General features: G+C 51.5%; 13 protein-coding genes. 11 read left to right on the top strand and 2 right to left on the bottom strand.

Features of this window, described 5'->3' with window-relative positions; translation table 11 throughout:
• Positions 1-76: 76 nt before the first annotated feature.
• Positions 77-925: an EAL domain-containing protein gene (locus A3OW_RS25385; protein WP_020564684.1), complete on the bottom strand. Its 849-nt coding sequence runs from the start codon at positions 923-925 to the stop codon at positions 77-79.
• A gap of 499 nt (positions 926-1,424) precedes the next feature.
• Between A3OW_RS25385 and A3OW_RS0117175 the strand changes: the two genes are divergently transcribed.
• The 7 genes from A3OW_RS0117175 to A3OW_RS25375 all read left to right on the top strand — a co-directional run bounded on the left by A3OW_RS0117175 (position 1,425) and on the right by A3OW_RS25375 (position 9,026).
• Entirely contained in the window at positions 1,425-2,327 is a 903-nt protein-coding gene (locus A3OW_RS0117175) for a LysR substrate-binding domain-containing protein (RefSeq protein WP_020564683.1), read from the top strand.
• Positions 2,328-2,437: 110 nt separating this feature from the next.
• A complete protein-coding gene (lptM, locus tag A3OW_RS28000) occupies positions 2,438-2,644 on the top strand; it encodes an LPS translocon maturation chaperone LptM (protein WP_026223687.1) in 207 nt (68 codons plus the stop codon).
• Between the two features lie 2 nt (positions 2,645-2,646).
• Positions 2,647-3,906: a diaminopimelate decarboxylase gene (gene lysA / locus A3OW_RS0117165; protein ID WP_020564681.1), complete on the top strand. Its 1,260-nt coding sequence runs from the start codon at positions 2,647-2,649 to the stop codon at positions 3,904-3,906.
• A gap of 210 nt (positions 3,907-4,116) precedes the next feature.
• Complete coding sequence (locus tag A3OW_RS0117160; RefSeq protein ID WP_020564680.1) at positions 4,117-7,455, top strand: STY4851/ECs_5259 family protein; 3,339 nt, start codon at positions 4,117-4,119, stop codon at positions 7,453-7,455.
• A 20-nt stretch (positions 7,456-7,475) separates the two neighbouring features.
• Positions 7,476-7,745: a DUF4160 domain-containing protein gene (locus A3OW_RS0117155; RefSeq protein WP_020564679.1), complete on the top strand. Its 270-nt coding sequence runs from the start codon at positions 7,476-7,478 to the stop codon at positions 7,743-7,745.
• 4 nt (positions 7,746-7,749) lie between these two features.
• Complete coding sequence (locus tag A3OW_RS0117150; RefSeq protein WP_020564678.1) at positions 7,750-7,980, top strand: DUF2442 domain-containing protein; 231 nt, start codon at positions 7,750-7,752, stop codon at positions 7,978-7,980.
• Positions 7,981-8,009: 29 nt separating this feature from the next.
• Positions 8,010-9,026, top strand: coding sequence for a DEAD/DEAH box helicase (locus A3OW_RS25375; RefSeq protein WP_051091832.1), 1,017 nt, complete (start codon positions 8,010-8,012; stop codon positions 9,024-9,026).
• Between the two features lie 15 nt (positions 9,027-9,041).
• Here A3OW_RS25375 and A3OW_RS0117140 read toward each other — a convergent pair whose 3' ends face one another.
• A complete protein-coding gene (locus A3OW_RS0117140; RefSeq protein WP_020564677.1) occupies positions 9,042-11,171 on the bottom strand; it encodes a helix-turn-helix domain-containing protein in 2,130 nt (709 codons plus the stop codon).
• Between the two features lie 114 nt (positions 11,172-11,285).
• Here A3OW_RS0117140 and A3OW_RS0117135 point away from each other — a divergent pair, with 114 nt between their 5' ends.
• The 4 genes from A3OW_RS0117135 to A3OW_RS0117120 all read left to right on the top strand — a co-directional run bounded on the left by A3OW_RS0117135 (position 11,286) and on the right by A3OW_RS0117120 (position 20,571).
• Positions 11,286-14,420: a DUF1998 domain-containing protein gene (locus A3OW_RS0117135; RefSeq protein ID WP_026223685.1), complete on the top strand. Its 3,135-nt coding sequence runs from the start codon at positions 11,286-11,288 to the stop codon at positions 14,418-14,420.
• Between the two features lie 84 nt (positions 14,421-14,504).
• A complete protein-coding gene (locus tag A3OW_RS0117130; RefSeq protein ID WP_020564676.1) occupies positions 14,505-16,262 on the top strand; it encodes an SWIM zinc finger family protein in 1,758 nt (585 codons plus the stop codon).
• 210 nt (positions 16,263-16,472) lie between these two features.
• The gene (gene mutS, locus A3OW_RS0117125) at positions 16,473-18,998 is read left to right on the top strand and encodes a DNA mismatch repair protein MutS (RefSeq protein ID WP_026223684.1); all 2,526 of its coding nucleotides are present in this window, start codon (positions 16,473-16,475) and stop codon (positions 18,996-18,998) included.
• A gap of 253 nt (positions 18,999-19,251) precedes the next feature.
• Positions 19,252-20,571: a UDP-glucose dehydrogenase family protein gene (locus tag A3OW_RS0117120; protein WP_020564674.1), complete on the top strand. Its 1,320-nt coding sequence runs from the start codon at positions 19,252-19,254 to the stop codon at positions 20,569-20,571.
• The last annotated feature ends 46 nt before the right edge of the window (positions 20,572-20,617 follow it).

Below are 20,617 nucleotides of genomic sequence, written 5' to 3'. Positions count from 1 at the left end.
GCCCCGAAGCGTTTCGGGCGCCAAAAGGAGCAGCGGATCCCGGCAGCGATTGGCTCTTTCCTTGTCTCAGTCATGCTCATGCGCACCGGCTTAATTCCATGGTGTTTTTTTGCATGAATCCCGGAACGGAGAAGTCCGGCCTGGACAAGGCATATCCTTGCAGAAACCTGGCTCCGCACTGCCGGGCCAGATCCAGTTGTTGCAAGGTCTCGACGCCTTGGATGACCGCCTCGCTGCCCGCTTCCTGAATCAGGCCGACGACTTTGGGCAGTATGCGCCTGATTTTTTCATTATTCATCGCGCCGTATAAAATGGCGCTGTCCAATTTGACAAAGTCGGGGTTTATTTCCCACAAGCATTGCATGCTGGTGCGGTCTTTGCCGAAATCCGAAAGCGCAATTTTAAAGCCGCGGTCACGAAAGTTTCTTACCGCCCGCTTCAGAATCGAAGTATCTTCGAGGCAGCTTTCTTCGAATTCGATGACGACCCGGTTGACCGGTACGGACAGCGAATGCAAAATGCGTTCGAAGATCATTCCGTGGCTATCGACGCGCGTCAGAAGGCCGGCATGGACGTTGAGAAAAAGCAAATCCCGTTCATTGCTGATCAGAAGGAAATTAAGCAGATGAAGGGTGCGGCAGATACGGTCGAACAGAATCAGCCCGCCGGTGTCGTCGATATAGCGAAAAACAAATTTCGCCTCGACCGGCAGGGATCTTCCGATGGAAGTTCTCAGCAGGGCTTCATAGCCGATCACGGTTTTCAATTCATCGGCAAAGATCGGCTGAAACACGCTGTTAAGAAGAAAACCACGGTAATGGCCTGCATGCTGGCCTGATTTTTCCTCGAAAAGGTATTCGTCAAAGTCATGAAGAAGCGCATCCTGCATTTTCTCATTTAAAATCGTTATAACAGTCTGGCTCATTTCTTATATCTCCTGTTGGGACTAATCAAGAGTTTGAACGATAGCGCCGATCCGGTTTGCTTAATCACGCCCTCACCAACGGGACAAATTATCATTTCATCGGTTTCTGCAGATGCGGGTCACTCAGTAACGTGTTTCTGGGCAGGCTCTATCCCTCTTTATTTACAGGCGTTGAGAGAGGAGGAAAAAACCTCGGGCAAAACGGGCGGACCGTAAAGCCGGCTTCTCCAACGGCTTTTAATTCTTGAGATAGTTTTTTATAAAAAATTGATGATTTCTGGTTAAATTATCTAAAAATAGGATAATATAACGAACTTTCATTTATTTTTGATGTAAAACTAAACCCTTAATTTGAGTAAATTAAGTTAATAAAATTCAATAAAAATAAAACTTTTCGAGTGATCCGTTCGGCAAGCCTTGCGCTTTCGGCTCTTACAGAGGCTGCCCGGCCGCTTTTTCAATTTTCCATTACTTGATCGTAAAAGAATTCATAAACCGTATGAATTTAAGCCAAATCGAATTGCTTCGCATCCTTCAGGAAACCCGGTTCAATCTTTCCAAAGCGGCCGATAAAATGCATGTGGTTCAATCGGCGGTCAGCCGACAGCTCCAGCTTTTCGAAGAAGAGCTGGGCTCGCCTTTGTTTGAACGGAACGGCAAGAAATTAACCGCATTGACGCCGCTGGGCAAACGCGTGATGCAGGAAGTGGCGGTGATTCATCTGGCGAAGCAGAATATTCAGGCGATCGCTGCGGACTTTCTCGACAGCAACCAAGGAACCATCCATATCGCCACCACCCATACCCAGGCCAAGTATTTTTTACCGGCGCCCATCCAGCGGTTCAGGGAAAAATATCCGGGCGTTCGGATCTATATGGTTCAGGCGGCGCCGGAGCAACTCATCGATCAACTGCATTCCCATAAAGCGGACATAGCCATCTGTACCGAGAAAGTCGCCGAAGACGCCGAACTGGTGACGCGGCATTGCTACGAATGGCATCATGCCGTGGTCATGCCGAAGAATCATCCGTTATGCGAGGGCGAATTGACCCGCGAGCGATTGGCCTCCTTTCCCATTCTTACTTACAGCTTCGGCTTTACCGGCCGTTCCAACATCGAAAACGCCTTTAAAAATCAAGGGGTGGAGCTGGACATCATTCTGGCTGCGGCCGATACCGACGTGATTAAAACCTATGTGCGGCTGGGTTTGGGCGTCGGCCTGATTGCCGGCATGGCTTATGACGCCGTTGCCGACCAGGACTTGGTCGCGCGGGATTTGTCCCATATTATTCCAGGCTCCATCACCAAGATCGCCTATCTCAAACAGAATTATCTGCCGCTCTACAGTCAGCATTTCATTGAAGAGCTGTTGCTGGCGGCTCAGCGGATGAGTCCCTGTTGAAGGCCGATTTTCCGGAGCGGATGGGCGGTCGGGTAAAGTTGACTTACCGCTTTCTAATGCATCCGATTCGGCTTATCATAAATCTTTTTTCACGGCATGCAGGCCGTCCTATGAAACGCTATCGTCTTACTTTATTTGCTTCGGTGACTTTATTGCTGGCCGCGTGCGGCCAGCCCGGCCCGCTTTATCTTCCCAAGGAAGAACCGCCGGCAAAGCCCCAGCCGGCTGCCGAAAACCCGCCATCATCCGGCGATTTGCAGGCGCCGCCCGAACCCACCGAGCCCGAATCTGAAACCTACACGGAACCTACCCCTTGATTATGGATTATTTTAATTATCGGAACGATGAACTTTATGCCGAAGAGATTCCAGTCCAGGACCTCGTCTATAAATACGGCAGCCCTTGTTATATTTATTCGCGGGCCACGCTGGAGCGGCATTGGCATGCGTTTGACCGCGCATTCGGCGATCATCGCCATTTGATTTGCTATGCCGTCAAGGCCAATTCCAACATCGCCCTGCTCAACCTGCTGGCCCGTCTGGGTTCCGGTTTCGACATCGTGTCGGTGGGCGAACTGCAGCGAGTGCTTGCTGCGGGCGGCGATCCGAACAACATCGTTTTCTCCGGCGTCGGCAAGCGCGAAGACGAGATTCTGGCGGCGCTGAAAGCCGGCATCCGCTGCTTCAACATCGAAGTCGGCGGCGAGCTGGACCGGATCAATCGGCTGGCCGGCCAATTGGGTCTCGTTGCGCCGGTGTCGTTTCGGGTCAATCCCGACGTCGACGCCAAAACGCATCCTTATATTTCAACCGGCCTGAAGGAAAACAAATTCGGCATAGACCGGCAGCAGGCCTTGTCCGAATACCGGCGGGCGGCGGCGATGCCTCACGTCAACGTGATCGGCATCGACTGCCACATCGGCTCGCAGTTGACCGAAACCAGCCCGTTCCTGGATGCGTTGGAAAGAGTGCTCGAGTTGGTGGCGGCGCTCGAACAAGAAGGGATCGTACTGCATCATCTGGACCTCGGGGGTGGGCTCGGCATCCGCTACAAGGACGAGGCGCCTCCGGAGCCGGCCGAATACATTCGCGCAGTATTGGCTCGCCTCGGAGAAACGAAATACGAAATCATGCTCGAACCCGGGCGCGCCGTCATCGGCAACGCCGGCATCCTGGTCACTCAGGTCGAATATCTGAAACAGACTGCCAACAGGAATTTTGCCATCGTCGATGCGGCCATGAACGACTTGTTGCGTCCGTCCCTGTATGGCGCCTGGCAGGAAATCGTTCCCGTCCAACGCGGCGTCAAGACGACTGCCGGCGCGGCCGAGCAAAGCTGGGACATCGTCGGTCCCGTCTGCGAAACCGGCGATTTTCTGGGTAAAAGCCGGAGCTTGGCCCTCGCGCAGGGCGATTTGCTGGCGGTACGGTCGGCCGGAGCGTACGGTTTCAGCATGAGCTCGAACTACAATTCCAGGCCCCGCGCAGCGGAAGTCCTGGTCGATAAAGACCAATCGTACTTGATCAGGGCAAGAGAAAGCATCGAGCAGCTTTGGGCAGGGGAACGCCTGATCGATTAGATTCCGGGCGGTTTCGGTAGAAAACTGAAGACAGTCAAGTTTCCCACCGGCAACCGGCTAAGAGGCGGGCTAAGAGGCGCCAACAGAAGCCCGAGGCGGGAGCTTTGGCCATTTTTGGCCTTGCGATGACAACTCCAACACTGAAAAAATTGCACTTTGTCAGTTTTGTAAATATGCACATTACTTATGCATTGTTAACAAGAAGAAAATATGCAAATAAAAGAGTGGATTACAAAAATTCTTGAACGCCGCAACATTCGTTTTCCAGACCAAAGGCCGCTTTATCAATACCGCATCGAAGACATCGAATTTGAATTGCTTAAAAGTGCGATAAAGCTGAGTATTCATTTTGGATTAGACATAGCATCAAAAAATGTTCCCCGTTGGAATGCCGCTTTTGTTATGTATGCCGCTGAATGGTGGCGACGCGAGTATGATGGCACCAAACCCTCTTGGGATAAAGTGTTTCAGTCGATTAATGCCAGCAGCCGGAATTTAAGCACCGGATACCGTAATATATTAATCGAAACAGGACTGCAATTCTGGCGACGTAGCATACGCACAATTGATGGCCGCAACTACTATTTGGGCAGCATAGCCTGTGAAGGAGGCTTGCCTCTGAATCAACTAAACAACTCAAGCGGCTGGCTGGGTAGAGTATTCAAACAAGTGATTCCCAAATATTCGCGACTGCAAAATTCCGATATACAAGTCAATCAGCTCATTACCGAGTGCGAGTTCATTCCAAAAACCTATTGTGAAAACAAAGAAATTCATTTGATTTTGGGCGACATGGTAAAAACCGTCGTGGATCTTAAACGCGAATATCAATTATACGAACGGAATAATCCGGTCGACTATTTGGATCGACATTGCCCTTCATGGCGCGAACGCTTTCCGTTGCCCATAGAAACTGAAATCGGTCGAAAACTGCTTTCCGACATGGTTTCGACGGCGGCAAAAGCCGACGAGCCAATGGTTGCGCCGTTACAGGCCATTCGTCAATTGCGCGGCGACGGCAATTTACAATTAAAAATCGAGTTTTCCGGCTTTATCGCATTGGAAAAACTCGACATGCCGGAAAGAATCCCTTCGAGGCTGGATGTGGAGTTAGTTTGCAATCAAGGTTCAAGTCGGAATCTGGGTGTCGCGCTAAAAACGGTTCATCAGCAGCGGCATGGCTTAAAAATGCCGAGAATGCCCGACACGATCAATGGCGACAAAGCATTACAAGGCTATTCGATTCGCTTTAAGCATTTGTCGGAAGTTCTGCAAGAAAAGCCGCTAACCGGCGGCGAAGATCTGGATAATGAAGTTCCCTGGGTATTTGCACAGCATGGTCAGGAGTGGATATTGGAAGGCATTGCCGGTATTCGGACCCGCGCGAAACGGATCAGAATTCTTTATCCCGAACATTTCAGCTATCAGGGAGACGCGGAAGTTTTACAATTGGAGACCGTCTGCAATGGTAAAAGATTGCTCGAAACGGACGGCTGCATTCGCTTCACGGATAATGATGCGAATGTATTCGTCATCAGAACCGCTCAAGACCGTTCATCGAATCATTACTGTTTACATGGAAAACAGCTTGAATTTGCCAGCGTCCCTAAGGAATTGTTTTTAGGATTGCCGACCCTTTGGCGAAGCGACCCAGAATCCGACGCCATCACAACAATTCCGGCAAAAGAGTTAGTGGCGAGACCGATTAATTCCAAATCCCTTTGGCAACGTTTGACGCCGGAGCTCCAAGGCGTTCATGAAATTCGCCTAATGGATCAAGGTAATATTGTATTCCGAAAAAAATGTGCTTTATTGTCCGAAAAATTTGCCGTTCGCTTCAAACCCTGCGCTAACTCATGGGATGCAACTCTGTTTTTAGACCATACCAACCCCGCAAACGTCGTTTGCCAGTCTACGCTGAAACACACCATAACTTCGGAAAATGATGGCTACCGTATCGATTTATTTTCCGACCAGTCGCCGCCTACCCAGGTAAATGTGCTGCTGCATTGGCCAGCAATGGCGGAAATGTTGACACTGACTCTGCCATTTCCTGCGAGAGGCGGTCAAATCATCGGTGCGGATGGCAGCAAACTGTCCACAAAACAGGCGTTATTTGCAGACCGGCTGCACGGCGTCCGTTTGCGTCTTTTCAGTGAACGGTTCGAACGACAACTACAGATTGAATTCACGCTGCAAGATTACGAACAAGATGACATCAAAGACGTCTATTTCCGTCATGAAATTAAGCGCAACGGCAGCATGATCGAGCTTGCGCTTATCGATTATCTGCAATGGATTAACGATTTATTCGCCGTAAGCAGAAAACTCGATAGCCATGTGCGGCTGGCGATGTATGAAAACGGCTCCGAGCTAATGCGGGCGAAAATAAGCCGTTACCAGTTTTCTCTGAAAAGAAATGCAGAACAGGGCTTGGTCGAGTTGAATACAATCGACCATGCCGGCTTACCCTATGACGTGTTGGGCAGTATCGAATTGATGGCAATGCGCCTGTCTCAACCCGAACAAGAACATATCAAACTGGAACCGCGCGTATCGGAACAGACAATAACAGGCAGTTGGTTTTTTCATCCCGAAAAAAAGGTTGCCGAACCGTGGTTAATTTATTCAGGGGAAACGTCATCGGTGACTCTGCGCTCTATCTTATGGGTTGTGGGCTATGATCCTGAAAACAGCGAATTCGTTGATACCGGAGCTGTATCGACCCTGCACAGTGCAACCAAAATCGGCTGTACGCAACCCAGACAAGACGCCATCAAACGAATTTTGGAGCGAATGAGTACCGACTTTGGACACAGCGGTTGGGATTATTTGCGGCATTTATGGCGTCACTGCTCGCATTTGCCGTTGAGCAGTTTTGACGTATGGTCGATTGCGGTCACAGATATTCGGGTACTTGTTGCTTTGGTTTTACAATTGGATGAAGCGTTTACCGAAAAACTTAACGAAGAACTGCCGGTATTTTGGGAACTGGTGCCGTTGAAAGATTGGCTGACTGTTTATTCGGCCTATAAAAATTATTTGTTGCAATCAGCGGTCGATGAGGCCGATGTGAATGCAATACTGGTTAACCGTATCAATAAAATAAGTACAGCATCACAAGCTTTGGATGTGGTCGCGAAAATTCTCAGGCAATCGCTTTGCGGCATCATGGAACAAGACCTTCAAATAAAACGTTTACCCATAGAACGATTGGCGGAAATGGTTCATGAGCAAAGACAAGAATTGGACAGACGGCAAGCCGACAGCGACTGGCCAACAGTCTTGAAATCCGAACTTATCGGCTGTTGGCAAAAACTCGATCAGGCCCAACACTTTGGATTAAATCTAAAAAACATTTCGGACCACCATTATTCCGTGGTCATCTTGCCGGTCATTCTGGCAGTATTTGGGGCCAATGGCGGCGCTCCCGAACACTGGACGAACAGCGCCGCTTCCATTTTTAAACTAAACCGTCTGAAAACTTTCGACGAAGAATGGTTTAATGCGATTTATCAATGGTCGCTGGCTTATCTTTCACCTCTGTAAATACTTACTGGAGAGCCATCATGCCTACCATCAGCATGTTCTACGGCATCATCGTGCGCATGATGTATATGGACACCCAACAACACCATTTGCCGCATATTCACGTTGAATATCAAGGCATGAAAGCCGTTTTCGTAATCCCGACCGGCGAATTGCTGGAAGGCCAACTGCCGCCCAAGAAAGTCCGCCAAGTCCAGGTATGGATCGACTTGCACGAAGAAGAACTGATGGCGGACTGGTCGCTGGCCGTCAACGGCGAACCGGTTTTCCCTATCGACCCTTTACGGTGATTCCATGCTGCCCGAAGTTTCCACAGTCCAAGCGTTGCCTAATCACGTTCTACAACTAACCTTCACCAACGGCGAACAAAAACGCTTCGACATGTCGCCTTATTTGCATTACCCGGTGTTTCGCAAATTGCAAAATCCCGGTTTTTTCAAGCTTGCCAAAGTCAATTATGGCACCGTGACTTGGCCCGGCGATATAGACATTGCGCCGGAAACGTTATATTACCAAGGCGAATGAATCTCGAATAAGCCCCTTCAAGGACAGACATGACACCCTATTTCCAACCCCTGATCGGACAACTTTCGCAACGCGCCGCCGAAGCCACCTTGAGTATATTGGGCATCAGCGATCCGGCCCTCAGGCAATTTTTATCGACGCAATTCAATCAACCGATCGGCAAGGACAGCAACAATTTTCTTGCCGACCCGGTTTTCGAGGCGATTTTCGGCTGGGAAAAAAGCCATTTTACGATGGACCGGCTGGCAGCCTCGGTACTTGAACGGGATCTGATAGAGGCGATGGACAATCCTCCCTCCGACTTGAAAGACTATGCGTTCCGCAAAACGTGGAAGCCTTACGAACATCAATATCGCGCATGGTTGAAACTGGCCGAAAGCAATCCGCAGTCGATCGTGATTACCAGCGGCACCGGTTCGGGCAAAACCGAGTGCTTCATGGTGCCGGTTTTGAACGACCTGGTGCGTGAATATCAACGGTCGCAACAGCCACTGGTCGGCGTAAGGGCTTTGTTCATTTACCCGTTGAATGCGCTAATCAACAGCCAACGCGACCGTTTGCGCGCCTGGACGCACGAGTTCGGCAACGCGTTACGTTTCTGCCTCTACAATGGCAATACAAATGAATCCAAGCATCCAGATCAAGCCAAAACACCTAACGAAATTTTGACTAGAACTCTACTGCGTTCAGAACCGCCGCCGTTATTGGTCACCAACGCCACCATGCTCGAATACATGCTGGTGCGGCAAAACGATGCGCCTATCCTGCAAAGATCCCAAGGCACGTTACGTTGGATCGTGCTCGACGAGGCGCACACTTACATCGGCTCGCAAGCGGCGGAACTCTCGTTATTGTTGCGGCGCGTGATGCACGCTTTCGGCGTCAAGGCCGACGACGTGCGCTTTGTCGCCACCTCCGCGACGATTGGCAACAAGGGCGACGAACCGTTGCAGCGCTACTTGGCTGATTTGGCCGGCATCGAGCCGGAAAGTGTGACTGTGATCGGTGGTCACAAAGTGCCACCGATTAAGCAAATTACTTACTGAAAGCGTTTCAATCAATCAATCAATTTCAATCAACGCTTTGACTTTATGAAGAGCTAGCCTCCACTCTTTTTCAATAAAATTATAAAGGTCTTGTTCCAAGTTCTTGGGGCGATCCTCGTTAAACCAATCCTGGTTATATTGAACAACACGGCTTCTATAGCCTCTTCCAAATTCCGACTCGCATTTAGCCCATAAAGGCGACGCATGTTCTGAAGCCAGCTCATCACCAAAATAATTTTCTCCAGTTAATTCAACTTTACTTAACAACTCAGCAAAGGCTGAAGTAAGGGTATTTTCGGCCTGCCTAATGAAATCTTGAGCATCCCCATATTCTGGATCCCCTCTGAACGTCTCACAATAATCTTTAAATTTTTTTATATTCTCCTCTAATAATTTGTAAGCAAACAAACGTGAACCATAACTTAAATGATGATAGTAATCGAGATTAGTCCATCGCCCTTTGCGTGAAATAGTTGCCCTAACGGTAGCAGCGTAAGCCTGGTTCATTGATTTTAGAAGATCATCTTCAATATGTATCCTAGGATTGGGTAACTTTTCATGTTGGTTTAGCCATGAGCTAATTCTACTTCCTGCATTACGGATTACTTCTTGAACCTGTTCTTGTTCATAGTTTGCTAAGAGTATTTCTATATCGCCAGTGGTTTCTATGAGTTTTTCTCGAAATGAATTTCGCACAGCAGTTATACGTTTATTTATGAAATTCCTTAGTCGAGCAACGTCATCTTCAAAAGCATTAAAAAAGTGAACGGGCAATTGCCTAAGTCCTAAAGGACCTAAAGCAACTTCAATTTGCTCGCCTTTTAACTCATATCCCTCTTCGGCTGATTCCACGCGCAAACCGGATTCATCTTTTACTGCAAGAGCTTCCCCTGTTCTTGGCAGTACAAGTAAAGATGAAATTAACTCTAATGCGGGAATGTCAATAGCCTTTGCCCGTTCAAGTAATTGATAGGGGTTTCTGGCGGGCGCATCATTGAAACCAGAACAAAGTACAGTAATTGTGTGTGTATCTTTTAGATGAGACTCTAGATCTGGTCTAGCTGCTGTTTCTTTATTATCGATGCCTTTGGTATCAATAATACGAACTGAACATTCGTTGTGCTCTAATAATTGATTTTTTACTACGACTTCGATTCGCTTAGGCAAGGTAAAATCAGAATGACGGCCATTATTAATTTGCTCAAAAATATCTTTTAACCACTTTAAAGGTTGTTTTCCTGTGCTACTATGATACAGGGCGCTCCTGCAATCCCTTTTATGCAACTCCATGCGCGCCATTATCTCGATCGACAAATCTCTCTCTTCGGTAAATTGTTGTGATAGCTCTTTAGCTTTGTCTGTTCGTGTCGTTTTACCATCCTCTTCCTTTTTTCGGCTTATAGTTAAACCAGACATATTTCGTAAAGCCCGCTCTATCTCTTTAGAAATACCTTGAGAGTCGTTGTCATCGTCAACGGTTTTTCCTAAGAGATAAAAAGCAAAATCACGAACATGGGCACGAATTTCTTCATCTGAGCATGGCTCGATCCTAATTTCATACTCTGCTCCTGCTAATAAATGCACTTCACAGACTGTGATGCCTCCTGCCCCTACCTCAAGAGCAGCATCAAAATTACCACTAGGATTTTGCATTGTTAGATTGGCAAGTTGGCAAATAGCGGTTGATTTACCGATGCCGATGCTGCCAATAAATGCTATTTGATGTTCTCGTTTTAATAGTTGTTCAGATAATTTTCTAATTTCTGTTAAGTATGCTTCCAAGCGTCGCTGAAATGATTGCTTGATTTCAGGGTGTTGAGACATATCGAATAGCTTTTGTGCAATTTGCTCCGCATTCCAAAGAATGTCCTGATCAAAGTGATTTAAGGGCGGTCTCGGTAATATCGCCCACTGACGCTTCAAAAGTTCTAATAAATGAAGTGCTTCTGGCGTATTTATGCCTTCCACAACGGTTTGCAACTCATCATCTGATAAAAATCGCTCGCCGACTTCAATGCGTGAAAGCATCGCCGGACTCCATGTGATTTTTTTAGCTAGCTCCGCTTGCTTTATGCCCGCTTTCTCCCGAATTTGGCTAAGAAAATGGCCTATTTCAATAGCGCTAATGTCTTGGTTGGTCATCATTTCCCCTTGTTAATGTTTATGAAACGTTTCATAAATTATCATGGAATATTTATGATGTCAATCATAGGTCACAAACTCCAGTAGAATATTCTGACAAGCTTAAGCGACGGCATTTTGGAAGGCGGCGCGTTCTTTCGTGCGGCCGAGCATTCCGCACAGCAACCCGCCAGCCGCTTGCAGCATTTTGAAAAACTGTTCAAGGAACAAAAGCTGAACGTGCTGAGCTGCTCGACGACGATGGAAATGGGCGTCGACATCGGCGGCATTTCGGCGGTGGCGATGAACAACGTGCCGCCGCATCCGGCCAATTATTTGCAACGGGCCGGCCGCGCCGGTCGCCGTCAGGAAAGCCGGGCGCTGGCATTCACCTTGTGTAAGGATAATCCGCATGAACGTCAAGTGTTCAACGACACGTTATGGCCTTTTACGACGCAGATCAAATCGCCGTACATCACGCTCAGCAGCCCAAAAATCGTCCAACGCCATGCCAATTCGTTGATTTTGGGTTATTTCCTGAAGCAAGTCGTCGCGGTCAGCCAACAGCAAAATACCAAACTCGAATGCGGCTGGTTTTTTTGTCGGAGCGATGACGGGAGTTCACAGGCAGAGCACTTTTGTCATTGGCTAGCCGGATGCGAATTCAACATGCCGGCATCTTTACAACAAGGCTTAATTGCCGTTACCAACGGCACCGCGCTTGCGGGAGCTCAATCCGCCAATCTTCTGCAACAATCGGCCTCTTCGATTAACGACATACGCAAGCAATGGCTAGACGAATACGAGCCGTTGCAAATCGAATTGAAGGCATTGAATGCGAACGTTTCCGAAAACAATCCCTATCGCAAAAGAATAGAACGGGATTTGCAGCGGCTAACGAAAGAATATTTGCTCTCCGAACTTGCCACTCGCGGCTTTCTGCCCGGCTACGGCTTTCCAACGGGTATTGCTTATTTTGACCCTTATAGCGTTCAAGACTATCAGCGCAAAAATCAGTCACAAAAAGAAGAGCGCGAAGACAACCTGCGCCGTATTCGCGACAAACCGACCCGCGACTTATCGATCGCGATCCGCGAATACGCGCCGGGAAACGATGTTGTTTTGAACGGTTTGGTGTATCGGTCGGCGGGCTTGGCGCTAAGCTGGCATCAACCGGAAAGCGGCGGCAACGAAACCCAAAAGTTGATGACGGCATGGCGCTGCGATCATTGCGGCGCGATCGATCATGCCTTGAACAGCCATTCCCCAACCATCTGCCGTGAATGCGGATGGTCTTTGAATCTTGAGCATAAGCACGTATTCATCGAACCGGCGGGATTTGCGGTGGATTTTTACGAATCGCCGAGTACCGATATATCCCGGCAACACTTTGTGCCGTTCAAAGAACCCTGGGTTACTGCAAAAGACCGTCTGTGGCCGTTACCCAATCCGCAATTGGGATCGTTTCGCTCCGGCTGTCAAGGAGACATTTTTTATTACAGCGCCGGCGAACACGGACACGGCTATGCCTTGTGTTGGCATTGCGGCCGCGCCGATTCGATGACGGCGGACGACAAACGGCCCGAAATATTTTCCAGACCACATAAAAGGCTGCGCGGAAAAGCGGGAGGCGAAGCCGATGCGTGGTGCAGCGGCAATGACGGTCAGACTGCGATTAAAGACAAATTGTATTTGGGCTACGTCTATCATACCGACGTGTTGGAACTCTATTTGAAACACCACAACGAACAACGGTTTCTAAGTGATCGCTCCGAAAACGATAATAAAATTGCCTGGACGCTGGCCGTGGCGTTAAGGCAGGCTCTCGCGGACCGGTTAGGCATCAATGCCGAAGAGCTGGGTTATACGGTCAAGCCAACCAAACTGGCCGATTGTACTGATCCGGTCGCGACCATCACATTGTACGATAAATGCAGCGGCGGCGGGGGCTTTGCCTCATCAGCTCATCGAGATTTTGCCGACTTGTTCAACAAAGCCCGACATTATCTTGACTGCTCTTGCCAAAGAGTTTGTCAAAACTGTCTGCTGGGTTTCGATACCCGCTTTCATGTTGAGCGCTTGGACCGGCAATTGGCCTTTGATTTTTTATCGGATGATTTTATCCACGCATTAGCGCTGCCGGACGACTTAAAAATTCTCGGCGAAGGTTCCCGTTACACTCCGGAAACGCTGTTCACCGAAATCCGCCAAGCCGCCGCCCAGGGCGCAACCGAATTGCACCTTTTTTTACACGGCGCGCCTCTGGATTGGGAGATTCTCGGAACATTGCGGGAATCCCTTTCGCGTTGGCAAACTCAGTACTCTCAAGTCGTGCTGCTGATCAACGAAAAGCAGTTTCAACAAGTACCGGATATCGTGAAAGAAGATTTATGGGTGCTGCAGCGGCTGGGCATCAAAACGGCCGTAATCGGCGCTAATAAAGGTTTACCTAAGCAGGCAGAAGCCGTGATAGCGCAAGCGTTTTTTTCGGATAAATGGAGCACGTTCGCATGCAGCCGCCCACTTGCCGCAGTACCTAACGAAGCCTGGCTTAACGATAAAGAGAACATTCTGATTCATGCAAACGATTATCCGGCACTCCCAATCGGGCGCTACCTGGAGGCTGCACAACTCAAGCCGCACAGCGGCCCCGGCGATGTGGAAGTGGAAATTCTGACGGAATGCAATGGAGAATTGACCGAGTTTGCGCAAAAATTTTGGCGATTGATGAGGGAAAAACATGCCCTATTACGGCAACATCTCGACAATGGGGATCAACTGGCGAGTATTGGTTATATGGACCGTTATTTATTTTCCCCCTGGACGGTGATGTTGCTCGCCGAGCTCATCCGCGGGCTCAAACATGTGTTGCATAAAACATGGGTAAATCCATCGATTCGAATCACTTCTGCGCCTAAAGCCAAACAAGACGGCTATCAGAAGCGCGGTTTGTTCGCCGATTGGCAGGATGATGACAGACGCTTGGCAGTCATGCAAGGCTATTTTGCCGCGATGAATGAAAACTGTACCGCAGTAATCTCGGCCGATACACCGCATGGTCGTTTTATGCAATTGGACTGGCATTCGGGCAAGGTTACCACGTTGCGCTTCGATCAGGGCGTGGGTTATTGGGGATGCGATTCCAGAATGGCAGATTTCGACAATTTTGCTTCAGCATTGGAGCAAGCTGAAAATATGATGTCTTTAGTCAATCATATGAAAGTAAAGAATCATAAAAATTTTCCGACACAAGTTTTTATCAAAGAGCGTTAATGTTAATTATTCCGTTGATTTGACGACTTACGTGGGAATTCATTTTTAATATTCACACAAATAACAACCTCTCGAAAAATAATCATGCTCGACCGACTGATCACCCGCAGCACCCTAAAAAATCTGGCTGGCGCCACCGCTTTTGCACGCGGTGAAGACTATTACACGAGCGGTCTAGTCGGCGATGTGCGAGATGCCGGTGATACCATCAGCGCCCGGGTCGAAGGCAGCGAGAGCTACCGGGTCAAATTATGGGACGAGAAGGGCGAACTAGCTTACGACTGCACCTGCCCGCGCGCGGCGGACGGTTATTTCTGCAAGCATTGTGCGGCGGTTGGCCTCGCCTGGCTTGAGGACCGCCAAAACAAGAAGACCGGTCCGGCAAGCCAGAAGAAAGAACGCACCGACCCTTGGCTGGCGATCCGGAACTATTTGTCTTTACAAAAGCCGGAAGCGTTGATCGACCTGGTGCTGGATGCGGCGGAGCGCGACGAGCGTGTTTATCAATCGCTGTTGTTAAAAGCCGAGCGCTTGCATGCGGGCGGGGATTTACTGCCGACTTTCCGCAAGGCCATCGACAAGGCGACGCGTGTCCGTGATTTTGTCGACTGGCGCGAGGCCGGCGGTTTTGCCGGGAATCTGGAATCCATTGTCGAATCCCTGGAGGAACTGTTAACACCGGACAGCGCCGCTTTATTGGCCGAGTTGGCCGAATACGCGATCGAACGCGCGGAAGACGCCATGCAGAACATCGACGATTCCAACGGGGAAGTCGGCGGCATCGTGGACACGCTTGGCAATTTGCACTTCCAAGCGTGCGCATTGGCGCGGCTGGAACCCGCCGCGCTGGCGGATCGGCTCTTCCGTCTGGAAACGACGTTGCCCTTCGGTATTTGCAGCTTCTCTGCCTCAACCTATGCTCATATCCTGGGCGAAGTGGGACTTCGGCGCTACCGCGAACTGGCCGAAGCAGAATGGCGGAAAATCGAACCCAAGCAGAAAGAGGACCGTTTCGATTCCCACCGATTCCGCATCACCAACATCATGGAATCGCTGGCCAGTGCGAGCGGCAATGTGGAAGAACTGGTCGCGATCAAAGTGCGCGATTTGTCCTCGGCCTACCGGTATCTAACGATTGCCGAGATCTGGACCGAGGCCGGAGAAGACGACAAAGCCCTGAACTGGGCCGAGCGGGGCTTGCAGGCCTTTCCCGCGAATACCGACAACCGGCTGCGGGATTTTTTAGTCTCAGCTTATCTGGAACGCCAACGTGGCGAAGAAGCCTTGCAATTGACCTGGATCCAGTTCGAGGAGCGCCCAACCCTGGAGCATTATCAAAAACTCCACGCCGTTGCCGAACAACTCGGTATCTGGCCGGCCCAGCGCGAGCGCGCTTTGGTGCGGGTTGCCGACGAAATTGCCCGTTCTGCCGCTGCCGCAGCTTCATGGCAGTCGAAACTGGCCGGGCCGGATTATTCGTTACGGCTTAAAATCGCTTTATGGGAAAATCATCTCGAAGAAGCCTGGCAGGCGGCGCAAGCGGGAAAATGCGATATGAATTTGCTGATCCAATTGGCCGGCAAACTGGAAGCGGCGCGGGCGGACGATGCGCTCGCCCTCTACAAGCGGGTTGTACCGCCCATCGTCGAACAAACCAGCAACAGGGCCTACGCCGAAGCCATCGAGCTGGTTCGGAGAATGGCGGGGATAATGACCGCGCAGAAACGATCACATGAATTGAGCGATTATCTGGCCGAACTGCGCCTTCGCTACAAACCCAAACGGAATTTCATCAAGCTTCTGGATGACATGGCCGCGCGGATACAAAAAACTCAGCGGTAAAGGCACGGCCAGGCTTATAATCCGCCGATCCGTGAGCAGAAAATCCTCAATAACCCCATCTCGCCGCCAAGACGGACCCTTGAGGCTTTCCGCGGTTTATAATACGGCCGTTGTAAAAACACCATTTCCGAACCGATGACCAAAGCACTTCACCAGACTAGCGATTCGACGCAGTTCTCCAAAACCGAAAACGCGACGCACACTCCGATGATGCAGCAATACCTGCGCATCAAATCGGAGCACCCCGATGTTCTCCTGTTTTACCGCATGGGCGATTTTTACGAGCTGTTTTTCGACGACGCCAGAAAAGCCTCGGAACTGCTCGACATCACGCTGACCAGCCGCGGACAGTCGGCCGGCCTGCCGATCGCGATGGCGGGCATCCCCTATCATGCCGCGGAAGGCTATATCGCCAGGTTGCTGCGGCTCGGCGAATCGGTGGCCATTTGCGAACAGATCGGCGATCCTCAGGCCTCGAAAGGGCCGGTCGAACGCAAGGTGGTGCGGATCATGACGCCCGGCACCGTCACCGACGAGGCCTTGCTGGAAGACCGGAAAGACAATCTTCTGGTTTCGGCAGGCCGTATTGATCATCTGTACGGTATCGCCAGCCTGGACATCACGAGCGGGCGATTCGTGCTGCAGCAGGTGGAATCCGAAGACCGGCTCGTCAGCGAGATCAGCCGGCTCAATCCGGCCGAACTGCTGTTCAGCGAAAGCTGGGAGCTGCCCGCCGCATTGAAACAGCGCAGCGGCTTGTGCCGAAGGCCGCCCTGGCATTTCGAACCGGAAAGCGCACGGCTGGCGGTGCTGAAACAATTCAATAGTCACGATCTGAAAGGCTACGGCTGCGACGACCTGCCGGCCGCGATCGCCGCCGCCGGAGCGTTGCTGCAGTACGTCAGAGATACGCAGTTGCACGTTTTGCCTCACATTCAAGGCATCCGGACCGAGTCCAGCGACGACACCATTCTGCTGGATGCCTCGAGCCGGCGCAATCTGGAACTGGACACGCATCCGTCGGGACAGATGAAATTCACCCTGTTCGGCGTACTGGACAGGACCGCCACCGCGATGGGCAGCCGCTGCCTCCGGCGCTGGATCAACCGGCCCCTGCGCGATCAAACCGTCCTCAATCGGCGCTATTCCTGCATCGAAGCTCTACTCGAAAACCGCTTGTATCAGGATCTCCACGAGCACCTGCGCAAAGTCGGCGACGTCGAACGGATCAGCACCCGCATTGCGCTGAAGTCGGCGCGGCCCCGGGATCTGGTGGTGTTGCGCGATACCCTCGCCGCCTTGCCCGAGCTGCAATCGCTGCTGGCTGCGAGCGAAAACCTGCAACTCGCCGAATTAAGCCGAAACATCGGCGAGCATCCGGAAGTCCTGCATCTTCTGCAAACCGCCGTTGTCGACAATCCGCCGGTCCTGATCCGGGACGGCGGGGTCATTGCGCCGGGCTATCATCCGGAGCTCGACGAGCTGCGCAATTTGAGCCAGAACGCCGATCAGTTCCTGCTCGATCTGGAAAACCGCGAACGCTCGGCGACGGGCATCGGCAATCTCAAGGTGAACTACAACCGGGTGCACGGCTATTACATCGAAATCTCCCACTCGCACGCGGAAAAGGTCCCGGCCCATTATCTGCGGAAGCAAACGTTAAAAGGCGCGGAGCGCTACATCACGCCCGAGTTGAAAGCTTTCGAAGACAAGGTGCTGAGCGCCCGCGAAAAATCGCTGGCTTTTGAGAAAGCGCTGTACGACGAACTCTTGGGCCTTATCGGCCAATCCCTGGCGATCCTTCAGCAGTGCGCCGGCGCGCTGGCTGAACTGGACGTGCTGGTCAATTTTGCCGAACGCTCGGATACGCTGAATCTATCGAAGCCGGTATTGTCCGCCAGTCCCGGCCTCACGATCGAAGGCGGGCGCCATCCGGTCGTCGAACAGGTGTCGGACATTCCCTTCGTCGCCAACGACTTATCCCTCTCCAGCCGGCGCCGGATGCTGGTCATCACCGGTCCCAACATGGGCGGGAAATCGACCTTCATGCGCCAGAATGCGCTGATCGTCCTGATCGCCCATATCGGCTGCTATGTGCCGGCCCAATCGGCGGTCATCGGCCCGATCGACAAGATTTTCACCCGCATCGGCGCTTCGGACGACCTGGCCTCGGGGCGGTCCACGTTCATGGTCGAGATGTCGGAAACGGCCAACATCCTTCATAACGCCACTTCGCAAAGCCTGATCCTGATGGACGAAATCGGGCGCGGCACCAGCACCTTCGACGGACTTTCGCTGGCCTGGGCCTGCGCCGATCACCTGGCGAAAGTCACCAAAGCGTTTACGCTGTTCGCCACCCATTATTTCGAACTGACCACGCTGGCCGACGAGCAAAAAACCATCCACAACGTCCACCTCGACGCCATGGAGCACGGGGATAAAATCATTTTTCTGCATGCCGTCAAGGACGGTCCGGCCAATCAGAGCTACGGCCTGCAGGTGGCGTCCCTGGCGGGCGTTCCGCGTTCGGTGATCGAAAAGGCCAAGGCCAAACTGCAAAGCCTGGAAACCAAGGCCTATATCGAACAGCAAGCCGAATCGGGAGCCAACCAACTGGATTTGTTCTCGTTCAATGAACCTCATCCGGCCGTCCGCCTGCTGGAAGACGTCAGGCCCGACGAGCTCAGTCCGAGAGACGCCCTGGAGCTTCTCTACCGGATGAAGGAACTGATGTAACGCCGGCCTCGATGCAAGAACGGTAACACCGGCACGGTAAAATAGAACACGCAGGCGCGCCCGGTCTTGCTCGCCGAGGCGAAGAATCCGGCCTTCTCCCGGGCAGGCTTTCTGCGTCCGGTAAACGCAGCTTATATCGGTATACCCAGGGCATCCCATTGTGTTCAAGCCGAAAACACCTCAACTATAATTAAGCTCGCCCCCAGATAACGTCGAGCATTTGGCATACCAAAATCAAGAGGATCGTTTTATTATGAAAATTTCAGTGTATGGCAGCGGTTATGTCGGTCTGGTGACCGGAGCCTGTCTGGCCGAAGTCGGCAATCACGTCGTCTGCATGGACATCGACGAAGCCAGAATTGCGCGTTTGCAGCAGGGCATGGTTCCGATCTTCGAGCCCGGGCTGGAAGCGATGATCAAGGAGAACCAGGCGGCAGGGCGCTTGAAATTCACCACCGACGTCAAACAAGCCGTGAGCCACGGCTTGTTTCAATTCATCGCGGTCGGCACGCCGCCGGATGAAGACGGCTCGGCCGATTTGCAGTACGTATTGGCGGCAGCCCGCAGCATCGGCGAACACATGGAGGACTATCGGATTGTGGTCAATAAATCGACCGTTCCGGTGGGAACGGCCGACAAGGTCAAGGCCCACATCGAAATGATATTGAAAGACCGCGGCAAACCCATGGAATTCGACGTCGTCTCCAACCCCGAATTTTTGAAGGAGGGCGCGGCGATCAACGATTTCATGAAGCCGGACCGCATCATCGTCGGCACCGACAATCCGCGCACGGCGGAATTGCTGAAAGCCTTGTATGCGCCTTTTAATCGCAACCATGACCGCATTCTCGTCATGGATGTCCGTTCGGCGGAATTGACCAAGTATGCCGCCAATGCGATGCTGGCCACCAAGATCAGCTTCATGAACGAAATGGCGAATCTGGCCGAGTTTCTGGAAGCGGACATCGAACAGGTCAGGCAGGGCATCGGTTCCGACCGCCGCATCGGTTACAGCTTCATTTATCCGGGCTGCGGCTACGGCGGCTCCTGCTTTCCCAAAGACGTCAAGGCATTGGCAAGAACGGCGGCGGAGCAGGGCTTTCGCGCCGAATTGCTGAATGCGGTCGAAAGCGTCAATACCCGGCAAAAAAACCGGCTGTTCGAAAAAATGAGCGCCTATTACCAGGGCAATTTGGCCGGGAAAACCTTCGCCTTGTGGGGCCTGGCATTCAAACCCAACACCGACGACATGCGGGAAGCGCCGAGCCGGGTTGTCCTGGAAAGCCTGTGTGCCGCCGGCGCTGCGGTTCGGGTTTACGATCCCGAAGCGCTGGCCGAAGCCCGGCGGATTTACGGAGACAAGACCGGCCTGATTTACTGCGAATCGCCGGAAGCAGCGTTGCATCAGGCCGACGCCCTGGTCATCGTGACCGAGTGGAAACAGTTCCGCAGCCCCGACTTTAACGAGCTGGCTCAACAACTGAAAGACAGGGTGATTTTTGACGGCCGAAACATGTACGAGCCGGCCCTGGTCAGGCGTTTCGGTCTCGATTATTACGCCATTGGCCGCTAGGACCGTTTCGGTTCGCAGGCTCTGCCGGCCGGCGTAGACGGAAGGA

The sequence above is a fragment of the Methylosarcina fibrata AML-C10 genome, from assembly GCF_000372865.1.
GTDB classification, from domain to species: Bacteria; Pseudomonadota; Gammaproteobacteria; order Methylococcales; family Methylomonadaceae; genus Methylosarcina; species Methylosarcina fibrata.
The sequence above is the reverse complement of the archived record's forward strand: the minus strand, read 5'-3'. Positions and strand labels throughout refer to the sequence as shown.